At 61.5% G+C, this 16,856-nt stretch carries 18 protein-coding genes, 1 tRNA gene and 1 pseudogene; 13 read left to right on the plus strand and 7 right to left on the minus strand.

Features of this window, described 5'->3' with window-relative positions; all coding sequences use genetic code 11:
- The first annotated feature begins 46 nt into the window (after window positions 1-46).
- The 3 genes from ACZ889_RS08265 (at window position 47) to ACZ889_RS08275 (ending at window position 3,586) form a co-directional block, all read left to right on the plus strand.
- Complete coding sequence (locus ACZ889_RS08265; RefSeq protein ID WP_476257307.1) at window positions 47-2,572, plus strand: TonB-dependent siderophore receptor; 2,526 nt, start codon at window positions 47-49, stop codon at window positions 2,570-2,572.
- 67 nt (window positions 2,573-2,639) lie between these two features.
- On the plus strand, window positions 2,640-3,179 hold the full coding sequence (locus tag ACZ889_RS08270) for a hypothetical protein (protein WP_047603271.1): 540 nt from the start codon (window positions 2,640-2,642) through the stop codon (window positions 3,177-3,179).
- 20 nt (window positions 3,180-3,199) lie between these two features.
- Complete coding sequence (locus ACZ889_RS08275; RefSeq protein ID WP_003248584.1) at window positions 3,200-3,586, plus strand: lysozyme inhibitor LprI family protein; 387 nt, start codon at window positions 3,200-3,202, stop codon at window positions 3,584-3,586.
- A gap of 135 nt (window positions 3,587-3,721) precedes the next feature.
- Here the strand turns inward: ACZ889_RS08275 and mnmH are convergent, their stop codons facing one another.
- Window positions 3,722-4,834, minus strand: a complete 1,113-nt coding sequence (mnmH, locus tag ACZ889_RS08280; protein WP_014755375.1) for a tRNA 2-selenouridine(34) synthase MnmH — start codon at window positions 4,832-4,834, stop codon at window positions 3,722-3,724.
- On the minus strand, window positions 4,834-5,868 hold the full coding sequence (gene selD / locus ACZ889_RS08285; RefSeq protein WP_180688825.1) for a selenide, water dikinase SelD: 1,035 nt from the start codon (window positions 5,866-5,868) through the stop codon (window positions 4,834-4,836). The genes mnmH and selD overlap by 1 nt, the downstream gene beginning before the upstream one ends.
- 126 nt (window positions 5,869-5,994) lie before the next feature.
- On the opposite strand from selD, the gene ACZ889_RS08290 reads away from it, so the two are divergent.
- From ACZ889_RS08290 to phnE, 4 genes are read left to right on the plus strand one after another with little or no spacing between them, the layout of a single operon-like run.
- On the plus strand, window positions 5,995-6,849 hold the full coding sequence (locus tag ACZ889_RS08290) for a putative selenate ABC transporter substrate-binding protein (RefSeq protein ID WP_010952054.1): 855 nt from the start codon (window positions 5,995-5,997) through the stop codon (window positions 6,847-6,849).
- Window positions 6,846-7,655: a phosphonate ABC transporter ATP-binding protein gene (locus ACZ889_RS08295; protein ID WP_019438899.1), complete on the plus strand. Its 810-nt coding sequence runs from the start codon at window positions 6,846-6,848 to the stop codon at window positions 7,653-7,655. The genes ACZ889_RS08290 and ACZ889_RS08295 overlap by 4 nt, the downstream gene beginning before the upstream one ends.
- Window positions 7,649-8,476 (plus strand): PhnE/PtxC family ABC transporter permease, encoded by an 828-nt coding sequence (locus ACZ889_RS08300; protein WP_180688824.1) that lies wholly within the window; start codon window positions 7,649-7,651, stop codon window positions 8,474-8,476. The genes ACZ889_RS08295 and ACZ889_RS08300 overlap by 7 nt, the downstream gene beginning before the upstream one ends.
- A complete protein-coding gene (gene phnE / locus ACZ889_RS08305) occupies window positions 8,473-9,240 on the plus strand; it encodes a phosphonate ABC transporter, permease protein PhnE (RefSeq protein ID WP_014861461.1) in 768 nt (255 codons plus the stop codon). The genes ACZ889_RS08300 and phnE overlap by 4 nt, the downstream gene beginning before the upstream one ends.
- A gap of 36 nt (window positions 9,241-9,276) precedes the next feature.
- On the opposite strand, the gene ACZ889_RS08310 is transcribed toward phnE, so the two are convergent.
- Window positions 9,277-10,170 (minus strand): bestrophin family protein, encoded by an 894-nt coding sequence (locus ACZ889_RS08310; protein ID WP_012051235.1) that lies wholly within the window; start codon window positions 10,168-10,170, stop codon window positions 9,277-9,279.
- A 223-nt stretch (window positions 10,171-10,393) separates the two neighbouring features.
- On the opposite strand from ACZ889_RS08310, the gene ACZ889_RS08315 reads away from it, so the two are divergent.
- Window positions 10,394-10,687, plus strand: coding sequence for a type II toxin-antitoxin system RelE/ParE family toxin (locus tag ACZ889_RS08315; protein ID WP_019472637.1), 294 nt, complete (start codon window positions 10,394-10,396; stop codon window positions 10,685-10,687).
- On the plus strand, window positions 10,684-10,980 hold the full coding sequence (locus ACZ889_RS08320; protein ID WP_004576347.1) for an addiction module antidote protein: 297 nt from the start codon (window positions 10,684-10,686) through the stop codon (window positions 10,978-10,980). The genes ACZ889_RS08315 and ACZ889_RS08320 overlap by 4 nt, the downstream gene beginning before the upstream one ends.
- Window positions 10,981-10,990: 10 nt before the next feature.
- Here the strand turns inward: ACZ889_RS08320 and ACZ889_RS08325 are convergent, their stop codons facing one another.
- Entirely contained in the window at window positions 10,991-11,470 is a 480-nt protein-coding gene (locus ACZ889_RS08325; protein WP_047603278.1) for a GNAT family N-acetyltransferase, read from the minus strand.
- Between the two features lie 108 nt (window positions 11,471-11,578).
- Window positions 11,579-12,226, minus strand: coding sequence for a trypsin-like peptidase domain-containing protein (locus ACZ889_RS08330; protein ID WP_476258014.1), 648 nt, complete (start codon window positions 12,224-12,226; stop codon window positions 11,579-11,581).
- Window positions 12,227-12,569: 343 nt separating this feature from the next.
- Between ACZ889_RS08330 and ACZ889_RS08335 the strand changes: the two genes are divergently transcribed.
- Window positions 12,570-12,992: a bleomycin resistance protein gene (locus ACZ889_RS08335; RefSeq protein ID WP_012051239.1), complete on the plus strand. Its 423-nt coding sequence runs from the start codon at window positions 12,570-12,572 to the stop codon at window positions 12,990-12,992.
- Between the two features lie 15 nt (window positions 12,993-13,007).
- Here ACZ889_RS08335 and ACZ889_RS08340 read toward each other — a convergent pair.
- Window positions 13,008-13,118: pseudogene (locus tag ACZ889_RS08340) on the minus strand (effector protein); the annotation flags it as partial.
- Window positions 13,119-13,552: 434 nt separating this feature from the next.
- On the opposite strand from ACZ889_RS08340, the gene ACZ889_RS08345 reads away from it, so the two are divergent.
- Window positions 13,553-14,968, plus strand: a complete 1,416-nt coding sequence (locus ACZ889_RS08345; protein ID WP_041166846.1) for an NAD(P)/FAD-dependent oxidoreductase — start codon at window positions 13,553-13,555, stop codon at window positions 14,966-14,968.
- Between the two features lie 79 nt (window positions 14,969-15,047).
- Window positions 15,048-15,542, plus strand: coding sequence for a RidA family protein (locus ACZ889_RS08350; protein WP_012051241.1), 495 nt, complete (start codon window positions 15,048-15,050; stop codon window positions 15,540-15,542).
- Between the two features lie 72 nt (window positions 15,543-15,614).
- Here ACZ889_RS08350 and ACZ889_RS08355 read toward each other — a convergent pair.
- A tRNA-Leu gene (locus ACZ889_RS08355) sits at window positions 15,615-15,699 on the minus strand.
- 105 nt (window positions 15,700-15,804) lie between these two features.
- Between ACZ889_RS08355 and queA the strand changes: the two genes are divergently transcribed.
- On the plus strand, window positions 15,805-16,854 hold the full coding sequence (gene queA, locus ACZ889_RS08360) for a tRNA preQ1(34) S-adenosylmethionine ribosyltransferase-isomerase QueA (protein WP_004576301.1): 1,050 nt from the start codon (window positions 15,805-15,807) through the stop codon (window positions 16,852-16,854).
- The last annotated feature ends 2 nt before the right edge of the window (window positions 16,855-16,856 follow it).

The following is a 16,856-nucleotide window of genomic DNA, read 5'->3' on the forward strand; positions in this document are numbered from 1 at the left end:
CGTCAGAGAAGAGGCCAACCGATCAAGAACAAGGAGCCGATCCACCATGCGCCGATTCCCTGGCCACCCCGTCCTCAGCCCGCTAGCCCTGGCCTTGCGCCTGTCCTGCGCCGGGCTGGCCCTATCCGTTGCGGCCCTGCCGGCCGTCGCCGAGGAGGCCGCCCGCCGTAGCTTCGACGTGCCCGCCGGCAACCTGGCCCAGGCGCTTGGTAGCTATGCCCAGCAAGCCGCCGTGTCGCTGGCCTTCACCCCTGAAGCACTGGCCGGCCTGCAAAGCAACGGCCTGCATGGCCTGTATTCGGTGGACAGCGGTTTCGCCGTGCTGCTGGCCGGCAGTGGCTACCGGGTAGAGCGTAGCGATAACGGCTACCGGCTGGTGGCCGAGCCGCAAGCGGCGGTGAGCAGTGAGGCGATGGAACTTGGCGTGACCACAGTAGCCGGGCAGGGCATGGGCCAGAGTACCGAGAACACCGGCTCCTACGCACCGGGCCTGATCAGCGTTGGCTCCAAGACCCCGACCAGCTTGCGCCAGACGCCGCAATCGGTGTCGACCGTGACTCGCCAGCTGATTGAAGACCAGCAACTGACCGACATCAACCAGGCGATGAAAGTGACGCCGGGCATCGTCACCCAGAGCACCACCTTCCGCACCCAGGACTTCCTCTCGCGTGGTTTCAGTATCCAGAACCTGCAGATCGACGGCGCCGCACCGCAGGCGCTGGGCACCGCCATGGGTTCGTTCTATTCGTCGAACATCTTCGAACTGGCCGAGTTCGACCACATCGAGGTACTGCGTGGTACTGCTGCGTTGTATGGTGGCTCGGGTGACCCGGGTGGCATCATCAACATGGTGCGCAAGCGGCCGACTTCCTTTAACCAGCTGAAGCTGACCCTGTCGGCCGGTAGCTGGGACAACTATCGCCAGGAGTTCGACCTGTCCGGCCCGCTGGGCTGGGATGGCCGCGTGCGCGGTCGCCTGGTGATGTCCAACACCGATCGCCAGTATTTCACCGACAACCGCGCCACCGAGCGGCCGTTGGTGTATGGCGTGCTGGAGGCGGACGTTACGGACGACACCATGCTCACCTTCGGCGCTCGCTACAACAAATCCCACGAAACTGGCAGCAACAGTGCGGTGCCGCGCTACAGCAATGGTGCTGACCTGAACCTGCCACGGCATACCGGCCTGACCAAGAATTGGGCCTACCTCGACGCCACCGCGCGCGAGTACTTCGCCAAGGTGGACCACCGATTCAACGACGACTGGAAGCTCAACCTCAGCTACACCAACACTTGGGACCTTGGGCTGTTCAAGACGGCGACCACCCTGAATGCAGTAGACCCGGTGACCAATACCGGGGCGACCTGGTACGGCACCTCGACCCGCCAGGAGAACGAGCAGCACCTGTATGACGGTAACGTCTCTGGCAACTTCCAGGCCTTTGGTCTGGACCATGAAGTGGTCGTCGGTGCCGACTACCAGAAGATCGACAGCCGGTGGCTGGGCACTGCGCCTTATGCCGCCTCGGGCGCGCCGGCCAACGTGTTCGACCCCGACAGCTCGGCGTTCGACGACCCCGGCAACGGGCGTGACTACAAGCGCGACTACAGCCCCAACTCGCAACGCCAGTACGGCCTGTACGGCAGCCTGCGTTTGCAGCTGGCCGAACCCCTGCACCTGATTGTCGGGGCGCGTGCACAGCGTTTCCACTTTTGGCAGACCTACACCAACAACCTGACCTCGCCAGCAAGTATCTCCAGCCCGGAGCAGCGTATAGGCACGAAGGTCACCCCGTTCGGTGGCCTGGTCTACGACCTTGACGATCAATGGTCGACATACGCCAGCTATTCGGAAATCTACAAACCGCAGTCCAGCCGAATCAGCGGCCCTGCGCAAAGCGGTTCGCCGCTTGAGCCCATGACCGGCAAAACCTACGAAACCGGCCTCAAGGGTGAGTTGTTCAACGGCGCACTCAACGCCAGCGTGGCGCTGTACTACAGCACCCGCGAAAACGAAGCGGTGCAAGACCCGAACTTCCTGGCCACCAACGCCGGCTTCTCGGGCAGCTGCTGCTATGTGTCCAACGGTAAGGTGGTGAGCAAGGGCATCGACATGGAGCTGTCTGGCGAGCTGCTGCCGGACTGGATGCTGGTGGGGGGCTACACCTTCAACCTGAACCGTAACCGCAGCGCCGATGCACCGCTGAGCACGGTGATGCCAAAGCACCTGTTCAAGCTGTACAGCACCTACCAGCTGCCGGGTATCCTCAGCGACTTCAAGGTCGGCGGCGGCGTGCAGGTGCAAAGCGCCACGTACATGAGCGGTACAGTGAATCGCTACGACAGCAGCGGCGCGCTGGTTGAGCGAAACGTACCGTTCGACTTCGACCAGAGCGGCTATGCGATCTGGAACGCGTTGGTCGAATACCGTGTCGATGATCACTGGAACGTCACGCTCAACGGCAACAACCTGTTCGACAAGAAGTACTACGAAACTGTGGGTACTTCGACCTATGGCAACTACTATGGTGAACCACGCAACTTCATGGTGACCCTGCGCGGCACCTATTGAGGGTTTGGAAGCGGGGCAGGGCCTGGGTTAAGGTCGTAGGCTGTCCCGTTTCTCTCAGGAATCCCCTTTGCCCGCTTTCTACCTGAGTATCAGCCTGCTGCTGTATTTGCTCGCCCTGTTCTTCGATGGTGCGCTGATGAGCGGCGAGCGTCATATGCCGGCCCTGCAGATGCTGCTGTACGGGCCATGGGGCATGCCGTTCGGCTTGTACCAATGGTTTGCCAATCCGCTGCTGGCACTGGCCATCCTGGCTCATCGGCGGTTTCGCTGGCTGGCCTTGCTGGCCGGGCTTGGTGCGGCGTATCTGGCTGCCAGCAGTTTTGGCATCGACCGCTTGCCGGATAACCGCAGCTATGAGTTTCATGACCTTACCGGTTTTGGTGCTGGCTTCTACCTGTGGCTGGTAGCGATGGTGGTGTTTTGCCTGGGGCAAGCCTGGTTTTGCTGGAAGGCGCGAAGGGCTGACGACATGCCAGGCTGGAACTGGCTTGATGTCGCCTTGATTGCCGCCCTGGGGGTAACGTTGTATGCAGCGACGCAAATGCCCTCGCTGCGCTTCGAGCCAGGCAAGGTGCTGATGCCTCCGGAGCAGCCGCAGACGCTTTGATACCCACAAGGAGGGTTAGCATGATCAAGCATTACCTGGCAGGCCTGGCACTGGCCTGCGTGCTACCGGTAGCGATGGCGGACGATTACACGGCGGCCTACGGGCAGTGCATGGACAAGGCCTCCAGCACCGTGGCCATGAGCGCGTGCATTGGGGCCGAAACGCAAGTGCAGGACCAGCGCTTGAACCGGGTGTACAAGCAATTGATGGGCAAGCTGGATGCCGGGCAACAGAAGAGCCTGCGGGATGTGCAGCGCAAGTGGCTGGCCTACCGTGATGGCAATTGCCAGTTCCATGTACAGGCCAGTGGTGGAACCCTGGCGCAGCTGGAAGGTGGCAGCTGCATGATGGACATGACCCGCGACCGCGCTGCGGAGCTGGAGCGGGTGCTTAGCCCTGGGCAGTAGCGCCTGTTCAGGCATGATTGGCCCACATTTGCAGGCGCGGGTTCAGCCGCGAACACCGGCTTTGCCGGTGTCATGCTCCGCGTTGCCTTCTTCGCGGGTGAACCCGCTCCTACAGGGCACTGCAGGGTGCTGGTTCTATTTACGCGGTTGGCGCAGCGCCCGGGCCTTGAGGTACTCGCGCACTTCCACGGCATCCCCGGCAAACTCGATGCGCTCGGCCTTGGCTGCGCGCTGGTAGGCATACATCGGGTCGTAGTACTCGTTCAGCAAGCCTTCGATCCAGCCCCGGTGCAGGTCTACTGCGCCGCTGCGCTGCTGCTCTTCCAAGGCTTCGCGCAGCATCTCGGACAAGCGCTGATGGCGCTCTCCACCTAAACGCTTGTAGATGTTGGCCATGCTCTGCAGCATGCGCTCGGCAAACAGCCGGGGGCCGTCTTCTTCGCCATGCACGGCCTTGAACTCGGCGCTCAGGTTGACCACGTAGTCGCGCAGGATGCGCTCCACGCGGTTGGTGAAGCTGTCTTCAAGCCACACCAGCGGGTAATGCTGCATGCCTTGGTACAACTCCAGCGGCACCGTGCAGCTGCCAACAATGCGGCCTTCATCTTCCAGCACAAACTGCCCGATACCGCGGGCGCGCTTTTTCAGCACGTCGATTGCCAGCTGGTTTTCAAAGTCGATCTGCGCCGGTTGCGCCGTGGCGCGCTTGCCGAAACTGGAGCCGCGATGGTTGGCGTGGCCCTCAAGGTCCAGCACGTTGTCCAACTGGTGCAGCACATCGGTCTTGCCGGTACCGGTCAGTCCACCGACCAGTACGAAATCACATTGCTCCACCGCTTGCTGGGTAGTCTCCAGCAGGAAGGTACGCATGGCCTTGTAGCCGCCTTTGACACGCGGGTACTGAATACCCGCCTCATCGCGCAGCCAGCCCTGCACGATCTGCGAACGCAGGCCGCCACGGAAGCAGTACAGGTAACCGTCAGGGTGCGCCTTGGCAAACGCTGCCCAGGCCTCCAGGCGGGCTTGCTTGGTGGTGCCACTGACCAGCTGGTGGCCCAGGGCGATGGCGGCGGCCTGGCCCTGCTGCTTGTAGCAGGTGCCGACCTTCTGCCGCTCCTGGTCGTTCATCAGCGGCAGGTTTACCACGCCAGGGAAGGCGCCTTTGGCGAATTCGACGGGGGCGCGCATGTCCATCATCGGCACGTCGTCGAGGAACAGCTGACGGAAGTCGGTGCAGTCGGGGCGCATCAGATTACCTCGACCGCATGGCTCTGTCGCTCGACCAGCTTGCCGATCGGAGACAGTTTCAGGCCCAGTTCGGCAGCCACGGCGAGGAACTCGGTTTCACCCTCCGGGGCAACAGCAACCAGCAAGCCACCGCTGGTCTGCGGATCGCACAGCAGGTGCTTCTGGTCGTCGCTGAGGGCGCCGATCTTGTGCCCGTAGCTGTCGTAGTTGCGCAGGGTTCCACCGGGGATGCAGCCTTCGGCCAGGTAGTGGTCGACGCTAGGCAGGCGTGGCACGGCGGCGTAGTTCAGGTGCGCGGTGAGGCCGCTGCCTTCGGCCAGCTCGACCAGGTGGCCGAGCAGGCCGAAGCCGGTGACGTCGGTCATGGCCTTGACCCCGTCCAGCTTGCCGAAGCGGCTGCCGGGCGTGTTGAGGGTGCACATCCAGTCACGGGCCAGGCCTTGGTCTTGCACGCGCAGCTTGGCCTTCTTTTCGGCGGTGGTGAGGATGCCGATGCCCAGGGGCTTGGTCAGGTACAGCTGGCAGCCCGCGTTGGCAGTGTCGTTGCGTTTGAGGTGGCGTTTATTGACCACGCCGGTGACGGCCAGGCCAAAGATCGGCTCAGGCGCGTCGATCGAGTGGCCGCCGGCCAGCGGGATACCCGCTTCGGCACACACTGCGCGGCCGCCGCGGATGACTTCGCGGGCGACTTCCGGCGGCAGCACGTTGACCGGCCAGCCGAGGATGGCAATGGCCATCAGCGGGTCGCCGCCCATGGCATAGATGTCGCTGATGGCGTTGGTGGCGGCAATGCGGCCGAAGTCGTAAGGGTCATCGACGATCGGCATGAAAAAGTCGGTGGTCGAAACCACGCCGCGCTCGTCGTCCAGCGCGTACACTGCTGCATCGTCGCGCGAGGCATTGCCGACCCACAGTTTCGGGTCCAGGGCCTGGGTGCCGCTTTCGGCGAGGATCACGTCCAGCACCTTGGGGGAGATCTTGCAGCCACAGCCGGCGCCATGGCTGTACTGGGTCAGGCGAATCGGCTCGCTCATATGCACCTCTGCAGGTCAAATTGTTGCGCGATTGTAGCAAAGCTGGCCTTTAGGCCCTTGCCTCTTATAATTCCCGGTGTCGGCAAATGTGTCGGCACTTCCCCGCTATTGAACCGGAGAACACCCATGCTCAACCGCCCCCTGGCGCTCGCCGCCGGCCTCGTGCTGTCTTGCTGTGCCGCTGTCGTTCAGGCCGCAGAAACCCTGCGGGTCAGCGCCATCCCCGACGAAGCGCCGACCGAACTGCAGCGCAAGTTCAAGCCTTTGGGTGAGTACCTGGCCAAGCAACTGGGCATGGAAGTGAAGTTCGTACCCGTGGCGGACTACCCGGCGGTGGTCGAGTCGCTGGCCGCAGACCGCCTCGACCTTGCCTGGCTGGGGGGCTTCACGTTCGTTCAGGTGCACCTGAAGGACCCGACCGCCACGCCACTGGTACAGCGTGAGCAGGACGCACAGTTCACCTCCAAGTTCATCACCGCCAACCCCGACGTGAAAAGCCTGAGCGATCTGAAGGGCAAGTCGTTTGCCTTCGGTTCCATTTCGTCTACTTCGGGCAGCCTGATGCCGCGTTACTTCATGCTCAAACAGGACAATATCAAGCCTGAAGAGTACTTCAGCCGCGTGGCCTATTCTGGCGCCCATGATGCCACCGTGGCCTGGGTGCAGGCTGGTAAGGTCGATGGTGGCGTGCTGAACGCCAGCGTGTGGCAAAAGCTGGTGGATGCCGGCAAGGTTGACACCACCAAGGTGAAGGTGTTCGCCACCACCCCGACCTACTTCGACTACAACTGGACCGTGCGCGGCAACATGGACCCGGCGTTGAAACAGAAAATCAAGAAAGCCTTCCTGGACCTCGACCCGAGCAACCCGGAGCACAAGGCGATCCTTGACCTGCAGGCCGCCAGCCGCTTCATCGAGACCAAGCCTGAGAACTACAAGGGCACCGAACAAGCTGCACGCGAGGCCGGCCTGCTCAAGTGACAGCTTCGAATGCGGCAATCCATCTGCACGGTGCCAGCCTGCGCCATGGCCAGGTACGCGCGCTTGACGCGGTGAGCCTGCGGATCGCGCAGGGCGAGCGTGTCGCCATCATCGGGCCGTCGGGGGCGGGCAAGTCCAGCTTGCTGCACCTGATGGCCACGGCCATCCAGCCCAGCAGTGGGCGCCTGGAGTTGCTTGGCGAGCAGCCTTGGGCACTGTCGGCAAGGGCACGCCAGCGACTGCGTGCGCGGGTTGGTCTGGTGCATCAGTCACCGCCTTTGCCACCGCGCCAGCGGGTGGTGACCGCAGTGCTGGCGGGTCGCCTGGGGCAGTGGGGGACGCTGCGCGGCTTGCTCAACCTGCTGTATCCCAGCGATGTGCCGGGGGCGCGCCAGGTGTTGGCTGAACTGGGCCTGGCCGACAAGCTGTTCGTGCAGTGTGGGCAGTTGTCCGGTGGCCAGTTGCAGCGGGTGGGCATTGCTCGGGCGTTGTACCAGCGTCCGCAGGTGCTGCTGACCGACGAACCGGTGTCGGCCATGGACCCGGTGTTGGCCGACCACAGCCTGGCCTTGCTCAATCGCCATGCCCAGGCCACTGGCGTGACGTTGGTGGCGAGCCTGCACGCCGTAGAGTTGGCGCTGGCGCATTTTCCGCGGGTGATTGGTATTCGGGAAGGGCAGGTTGTGTTCGACTGCCCGGCCGAAGCGGTCACCGAGCAACTGCTGGACGCGCTATACGCCAACGAACAACTGGCTCCGCCGCCCACCCAGGGGCCGACCCTGACCGTGCAGATTCCGCGATGCTGAAGGCCGACGCCCGCGACCCGGCGCTGCTGCCACGGTTGCTGCTGGCCCTGTTGGCGGTAGCAGTACTGTGGCCGGCTATCCAGACAAGCGAACTGAACCCCGGGGTGCTGTTGCAGGCGGACAACCGTCAGCAGATTGCCAGTTTCACCAGCGCCTTCTGGCCGCCGGCACATGATGCCGATTTTCTTGCACTGCTGTATGAAGCCACCTTGCAGACGCTGGCCGTGGCGACTGCCGGCATGGCGCTGGCGTTGTTGTTGGCGATCCCGGCTGGCTTGCTGGCCAGCCGTGCCTTGTCCTTGCGTGCTGCTTCACGCGGTGGGCGGGCCGGGTTCTGGTCGCGACTGTTGCGCCTGCCGGTGCGCGGGCTGCTGATTTTCCTGCGTAGCGTGCCGGAGATCGTCTGGGCGTTGCTGTTCGTGCGCGCCGTGGGGCTGGGGCCGACGGCGGGCGTACTGGCTATCGCCATCACCTACAGTGGCATGCTCGGCAAGGTTTACGCCGAAATCTTCGAGTCGGTCGACCAGCGCCCGGCGCATGCCTTGTTGCAGGTGGGCAGTGGCCGGCTGGCGGCGTTTTTCTACGGCATCCTGCCCAATGCTGCCTCCGAAGTGGTGTCGTACACCGTGTACCGCTGGGAGTGCGCGGTGCGGGCTTCGGTGGTGATGGGCTTTGTCGGTGCTGGCGGGCTGGGCCAGCAGATCGACCTGTCGATGCGCATGTTTGCGGGTGCGCAAGTGGCGAGCATGCTGTTGACGTTCTTGCTGCTGGTGATCCTGGCCGACCTGCTCAGCCGCCTGCTGCGCTGGAGGCTGGCATGAACCGGGTGATCAATTGGGTGTTGCTGGGCGCCATGGTGGCAGCGGCGGTGGCCTCGTTCGCGTATCTGGAACTGGACCTGCACGCACTGGTCGGCAATGGCGGGCTGGGGCAGATGGGCGAGTACGCCGGGCGCTTCCTGCAGCCGGATCTGTCTGCGGGGCACCTCAAGGCGGTGTGGCGCGGGGCCCTGGAAACCCTGGCCATGTCTGGCATGGGCACCTTGTTGGCGATGGTATTGGGGATGTTGCTGGCACTGCCGGCGGCGGGCCGCTTCGGTTGGCCGTTGCAAGGGGCCGCGCGTTTGCTGCTCAATGCCTTGCGTGCCATTCCTGAACTGGTGTGGGCAGCGCTGACTGTGCTGGCGGCTGGGCTGGGGCCGAATGCCGGTACCCTGGCTTTGGCGTTGCACACCGCTGGCGTGCTGGGGCGGTTGTTTGCCGAGGCGCTTGAGAACGCCCCGCCCGAGCCGGCGGCGGCGATCCGTTTGCAGGGGGGCAGCCAAGTGGCGGCGTTCTGCTTTGGTACCCTGCCCAACCTGTGGCCGCAGTTGCTGGCCTACAGCTTGTACCGCTGGGAGAACAACATCCGCATGGCCAGCGTGCTCGGGTTCGTCGGGGCGGGCGGGTTGGGGCAGATGCTGTACACCACCTTGAGCCTGTTCCAGGAGGCCCAGGCCAGCACGGTGATCATCGGTATGCTGGTGTTGGTGTTGCTGGTGGATGTGTCGAGTGATGTGTTGCGTCAGCGCTATGTGCGGGCCTGACGGAAAGCCCGGGCTGCAAAGCAGCCCCGACATCTCTCAGGCGTCTACAGCCTCGGCACACTGCGCCTCCCGCTGCATCGACTCCAGGTTACGCTCGATCGTCTCGCATATGGTATCCATCTGGATCTGATGCTCGCTGAACCTGAACGGGCTCTGCAAGTCCGTGCCGATCCGCTCGATGGCCAGCAACATGAACCCTACCACCGTCGACGCCAGCGGCGTGAACCAGCCCAACGACTCCACCAGCCCCACCGGCACGATCAGGCAGAACAGGGTGATGAACAGCCGTGGGAAATACACATAGGGGTAGGGCAATGGCGTATTGGCAATCCGCTCCATGCCGCCCTGGGCGTTAGACAGGTCTACCAGCGTTGACTCCAGCCGCGCCAGGCGAATGCTGTCCAGTCGCCCGGCCTGGTATTCCCGCGCCAGCAAGGCTGCCGAGCCGCCGAGAATGTCATTGGCGAAATTGTTCGAGCGGTTGCGCCGTTCGAACTCACCTGGCGGGATGAAGGCCATCAGCTCCTCCGGGCAGGGCTCACCTTTCAGGTGCGCCGCCAGGCAGTTCACATAGGCGATATGCCGGCGCAGCAGGGTGGCCTTGACCGGGTTCAGGCCGTCATCCGGGTCATCGATCAGCGTCAGCGTCTGCCGGGCGAAGCTGCGCGAACTGTTCACCAGCGCGCCCCACAGGGTGCGAGCCTCCCACCAGCGGTTGTAGGCGCTGCTGTTGCGAAAACTTACCAGCACCACCAAGGCTGAGCCCAGCAGGGTCAGCGGGATCAGTGGCAGGGTGAACTTGCTGTTCAAGAACAGCATGAAATCGATGGTGACCAGCACATCCCAGATCAGCAGCCAGAACAGCGACCAACCGATATAGCCGATGGTCTTCACCACCAGGCGGTACTTGCGGGCGATGACGTCTTTCACGCGGGGGTACCTCGAAACGCGGGGGATGCAGGATGGGACGCCGAGGCTCGTCGAAGGTTCGAGGGTTGAATGTTGCAAGGGATTTTGTAGCTGAAACGAAGGGAAAACTCCGACCAGCCTATCAGACGTGCCTGAATTCCTGATTCAGCTCAAAAACGACAGAGTGGGTCGCTTCAATCCTTGAATGGGTGTATCCATAAGGATACGATTGGGTGACCACTTGATGTTTCTCGTTGAACAGACGGAAAGCTTTGCCGCTTGGCTATCGAGCTTGAGAGATTTGAGGGCCAGGCTGGCGATAGGTCGTAGGCTGGAGCGAGCAGCGGCGGGCAATCTTGGTGACTTCAAGTGGCTTGGAGGCGGTATTGGTGAGCTTCGCATCGACGTAGCTGCCGGTTATCGCGTCTATTTCACGCAAAAGGGGCAGAGGTTGGTTTTACTGCTGGTCGGCGGCGACAAGTCCACCCAAGCCGCCGACATCCTCAAAGCCAGAAAGCTGCTGAAGGAGATGAAATGAGCGAAAAATTGATCCCGTTTGATATGGCAGCCTTGTTGAGCAGCGATGAGGCAATCAGTGAATACCTTAGCCAGGTGCTATCAAATGGCGATACCGAGGAAATCATTCGAGCACTTGGCCATATCGCTCGTGCACGGGGCATGACACATATTGCTACGGAGAGTGGGCTGGGTAGAGAAAGCCTGTACAAGGCGCTGAGCCCTGGCGCGAAGCCTCGTTTTGACACTGTATTGAGGGTCATTCGTGCTCTGGGGGTGGACCTTCTCGTTCAGCCACATGCAATGACCCGCTGATCCAGCTCGGTTAAGTCAGTATTTGCTTCATCTGCACCAACGCTACCCGCGTGCCGTCCCACGCCTGCCGCTCCTCGATGCCGAACGGTGTGAAGCCCAGCTGTGGATAAAGCAGCAAGCCTGCGGTGTTGTGATTGAAGCATGACACCCAGACCTCCCGGGCGCTGTACTGCTGGCGGGCGAGGTCGATCATTGCCGTTACCAGATAACGCGCTACACCAAGACCGCGGGCGCTGGGGGCCACCACTACGTTGCCCAGGGCACATAGGCCGCCATGTTCGGCTTTGTAGAAATTGGCGAAGGCCAGGACAGCGCCGTTATCTTCCACTACCGTGGAGCCGCTGCGTTGGGCTATGGCGTCGCTCAGCTGGTTGGGGGTGAGGGGGTAGGTGGCTTTGGGGAACATGTAGAACAGTTCGTCCGGGCTCTGCGGGAAGCTGCAGATAACGGGGATGTCTTCTGGCCGGATGGGGCGGTGGGTCAGGTGCATGGCAGGTCCTTCTCGCGTTGGCTGGCAGGGCCTCTTCGCGGGTAAACCCGCGAAGAGGCCATCAGCCTCACATCATAGGCCGCTTTTCATCCAACACCGCGCCCCGATTCACGGCTTGGCAGCCACCGCCACGTAGCCTTTGACCGCAGCTGGTGCCTGGGGCTTGGCCTTGTGCGCCAGCAGGTACTGATAGCGTCGCCATTCCTTGTCGATTTCGCTGAACGACATGAACACGCTGATACGGTCCTTGCCGACCAGGTCCGGGCGCTTGCCCGCATCGATCTCGTTGGTGGGAATGATGGCCACGTTGATGCCCACCACCTTGCCGTCATCGGCAAACACCGGCCCACCCGACATGCCTTTGGTGATCGGGCCGTCATGCACCGAGTAGAAAACACTGCCAGGCGTACCTTCAAGCCGTACCAGTGACGGCAGGGCATGGCCCTTGCCCTGCATCGGCATCATGAAACTGTTGAAGCCCACCGCCGTCACGGCTTCCCCTGGCACGTACTGGCGCCAGTGCGGCACGCTGCTGGCTTTGTGCTTGAAGAACACTACGTCACCGAGGCCCTCGTGGACCACGTTGCGCAGGAAGGGGGTGTGTTTGGCGGTTACAGCGTAATCCTCGTTCCACTGGATGGCGCTGGCCATCAGCAACATCGGCAGAGGGGCACCAGAAGTGACCACGAAAGCCTGACTGTAGACGGGATCTGAAACGTACGACGTTGGCACTCCATTGCACCCACCGAGCAGCATCATTGCCGCCATGCAGGGCGCGATTGTTTTCATGTGTCACACAGGGCGTGGAAAAATGGGAACGCAACTATGGCTAAGTGCCATTACGCTAGCAATACTTTCGGCATATATCCGACGAATGACAGCTTAAGTGTTAGTCATGACGGCGGCCAATAGAATGCAGGTATGGCTACAGGTCCCAGAGCCATTGGGGCGGCGTCAAAGTGAAGGGATTTTTTTTCGGGCGAATCTGAGGGGTGTGAACTGCATTGAGCTGCATTGGGCGACCACACTGACAAGCTACCTTTTTCAGGGCGACCTGTTCATAGTTGCCAGTCGACTTACCCTGAAAGGAATCAGAACATTGTTTAAGCTAAATCCCCTGGTGCCGGAGCTGATTGTTTCTGATCTACCTCGCAGCCTGGCATTTTACTGCGGCGTACTCGGCTTCAAGATTGAATACGACCGGCCAGAAGAGCATTTTGCCTTCCTGTCTTTTGGTGGCAGCCAGCTGATGCTGGAGCAGGACTGGCAGAGTGAGTCACCCTGGCGGGTCGGCCCGCTGGAGCCGCCGTATGGTCGAGGCATCAACCTGTCGATCGAATGCGCTGATGCACTGGCCTTGGTCGCGTCGCTGGGGGTTGCGGGGCATAGCATCAGAAAGCCGATTGAAGAGTGTTGGTACCGCCAGGGCGGCATGCTGGTCGGCCAGCGCAATTTCCTGGTGCAGGATCCGGACGGCTACTTGCTTCGGTTTGCTGAAGATCTCGGCGTGAAGAGCGCCTGAGCCACGGGCGGGCACACGAAAAATTGACCCCAGGTTGCGCTCGATGGTCTCGCAACGGGTATCCATCTGGATCTGGTGCTCACTGAACCTGAACAGGCTCTGCTAATCCGTGCCGATCCGCTCCATGCCTCCCTGTGCATTGGACAGATCTACCACCGTCGGATCCTGATGCCTTTCTCCACACTGAATATGTGGCAATGAAGTGTTGCCGCATAACGCTATGCACCCACACAGTTACTGAATCCGCAGCGCTTATTGCCCCCGCGCACTTTCGGAACTAAGCCAGCATCTTCGCTCGAACTAACTTCCCTCTTTCGAGTGTTGAGTGTCGCCATATTAACTATTTATGTCACTTGCGCGATAGTTTCAAAATGGCTGAACTAAGTATTTGCCCACAGCGCTTTTTCCCGAAGCGGGTCATCAACAAAATAGCCGCCCTTCAATTTTAAACATCAGCCTGACGCGGTGGCCGAAAGTTGGCCGCGGCGGCTGGCGGCCGGGTAGGTGGCTCGCCGCCTGAGCTGATGAACCCACACCGATTACCAGGAAAGGAAAGTGTCATGGGAATGACGAGGCGTAAATTTTTGATCGGCGGCGGCGTCGTGGCTATTGCAGGTGGCGCAGGCATTCTGACCCCCTTGCTGACCCGCGAAGGCAGGTTGATCCCCGGCAAACCGCGGTTTGGTTTTGTAGAAGGTAGCGAAGGTGCGCTTCCCAAACAGGCAGACGTCGTCGTTGTTGGCGCTGGTATTCTGGGGCTCATGACCGCAATCAATCTTGTCGAGCGTGGCCTCTCGGTAGTCGTCGTTGAAAAAGGTGATATTGCCGGCGAGCAGTCATGCAGGTTCTATGGTCAGGTCATGACCTACAAGATGCCTGATGCGACGTTCCAGTTGCACCATCTTGCCAAACAACGGTGGCGCGAGATGAATGCCAAAGTGGGTGCAGATACCAGCTATCGCACTCAGGGCCGGGTCGAAGTTCCTTTCGATGAAGAAGACCTGGAAAACGTCAGAAAGTGGATCGATGTCAAAAGCCGGGAAGTAGCAGCGGACAACCCCTTCAAGACTCGGATCATTCAGGGGAATGAACTCGAACAGCGGCTGCGCGGTGCATCCTCGAGCTGGAAAATTGCAGGTTTCGAGGAAGACTCCGGTAGCCTGGACGCCGAGCGCGCATCGTTTGTCATGGCGGAGTACGCCAAGAAAATGGGTGTGCGCATCTACACCCACTGCGCCGCAAGGGGCCTGGAAACCCAGGCGGGCGTCATCTCCGATGTGGTGACCGAGAAGGGCGCCATCAGGACTTCTCGCGTGGTCGTGGCAGGCGGCGCCTGGTCCAGGCTGTTCATGCAGAACCTGGGCGTCGATGTGCCTACCTTGCCGGCCTACCAGTCCCAGCAAATCATCAGCGCGGCGCCCCGTGCACCGGGGGGCAACGTTGCATTGCCAGGGAATATCTACTTCCGTGAGCAGGCCGACGGTACATACGCCACCTCGCCGCGCGTCGTCGTTGCCCCGGTGGTCAAAGAATCGTTCATGTATGGTTATAAATACCTGCCATTGCTGGCCATCCCCGACTTCCCGGTGCACATCTCACTCAACAAGCAACTGATCGATTCGTTCACTCAGCCCACCCAGTGGAGGCTGGACGAGGTATCGCCCTTCGAGAAAAACAGGCTGATGACGGCGGCCCCGGATATTCCAGAGCTGGATGCATCTCTGGAAAAGCTCAAAGTCGAGTTCCCTGCCTTCAAAGATGCGAAGTTGATCGATCAGTGGAGCGGTGCCATGGCCATCGCCCCGGATGAGAACCCGATCATTTCGCAGGTCAACGAGTACCCAGGCCTGGTCATCAACACCGCGACCGGTTGGGGTATGACGGAAAGCCCGGTGTCGTCCGAGCTGACGGCAGACCTGCTGCTTGGAAAGGCGCCGGTGCTGGACCCGAAACCCTTCAGTTTGTATCGATTCTAAGTACGCATACCGCAATGGAATGACCCGTACACGCATAAACGGTGCGTGTACATTCTTGTGTAACCATCAGGAGAGAAATATGAAATGCGCTTTCAAGACCGTTGCAGCATTGGCGTTGGGAATAGCCGGTGGCAGCGTTCATGCACAAGATATCGTGCGCCATGGCGCAGGTAGTTTCCCTATCTCGTCGGCTGTAGAGATTCCTGCCGGGAAGTCGGTCGTCTATCTGAGCGGTTCCGTCCCGTCGGTGATCCATCCCGATGCGCCCAAGGATTCGCTGGAAGCCTACGGTGATACCAAGGCACAAACCATCAATGTGCTTGAAAGCATCCAGCAGCAGCTGAAAACGCTGGGTCTTGGCCTGACTGACGTGGTGAAGATGCAGGTTTTCCTGGTGGGTGGGCCGGAGAACGGCGGCAAGATGGATTTCGACGGTTTCATGGCTGGCTACACCCAGTTCTTCGGGCCAGCCGCCAAGCAGCCGGTGCTACCTGCGCGCTCGGCGTTCCAGATTGCAGGCCTGGCGCACCCTGCCTGGCGGGTTGAGATCGAAGTGACAGCGGTTCGTCCCTGAGAGGACCTTGGCCCAGCCCGACAAAATCGTCGGGCAAAAAAAAACCGACCATAAGGTCGGTTTTTCCGGATTTGGTGCCCCGAGGGAGACTCGAACTCCCACTCCTTTCGAAAACGGATTTTGAATCCGCCGCGTCTACCAATTCCGCCATCAGGGCGTGGCGCGCAGTATAAAGAGGTGCCGCTGGTCGGTCAATCGGCTTTCATGGTCAATTTTCACACATTGGGCTAAACTTCCCGGCCCTGCCGAACCGAACATCATCATGCGCGTCGCCGATTTTTCCTTCGAACTCCCTGATTCCCTGATCGCCCGCCACCCGTTGGCCGAGCGCCATGGCAGCCGTCTGCTGGTGCTCGATGGGCCTACCGGCGCGCTGGCGCACCGGCAATTCCCCGACTTGCTCGACTATCTGCGCCCCGGCGACTTGATGGTGTTCAACAACACCCGAGTGATCCCGGCGCGGTTGTTCGGCCAGAAAGCCTCCGGCGGCAAGCTGGAGGTACTGGTCGAACGCGTGCTCGACAGCCACCGGGTGCTGGCCCATGTGCGCGCCAGCAAGGCGCCCAAGGTTGGCGCGGTCATCCTCATCGATGGCGGTGGCGAGGCCGAAATGGTCGCGCGCCATGACACGCTGTTCGAACTTCGCTTCACCGAAGAGGTGCTGCCGTTGCTCGACCGTGTCGGCCACATGCCGCTGCCGCCCTATATCGACCGCCCGGACGAGGGCGCCGACCGTGAGCGCTACCAGACCGTGTACGCCCAGCGCGCCGGCGCGGTTGCCGCGCCTACCGCAGGCCTGCACTTCGACGAGGCGCTGCTGGAAAAGATCGCCGACAAGGGCGTCGAGCGCGCCTTCGTCACCCTGCATGTGGGCGCCGGCACCTTCCAGCCGGTGCGGGTCGACAAGATCGAAGACCACCACATGCATAAAGAGTGGCTCGAAGTGGGCCAGGATGTGGTCGATGCCATCGAGGCCTGCCGGGCCCGTGGTGGTCGGGTGATCGCGGTTGGCACCACCAGTGTGCGTTCGCTGGAAAGCGCCGCGCGTGATGGCGTGCTCAAGGCCTTCAGTGGCGACACCGACATCTTCATCTACCCGGGCCGGCCGTTCCATGTGGTCGATGCCCTGGTCACCAACTTCCATCTGCCGGAGTCCACGCTGCTGATGCTGGTCTCGGCTTTCGCCGGCTACCCCGAGACCATGGCTGCCTACGCAGCGGCGGTCGAGCACGGGTACCGCTTCTTCAGTTACGGTGATGCCATGTTCATCACCCGCAATCCGGCGCCACGCGGGCCCGAGGATCAAGCATGAGT

The organism is Pseudomonas sp. TE3895 (assembly GCF_056278855.1).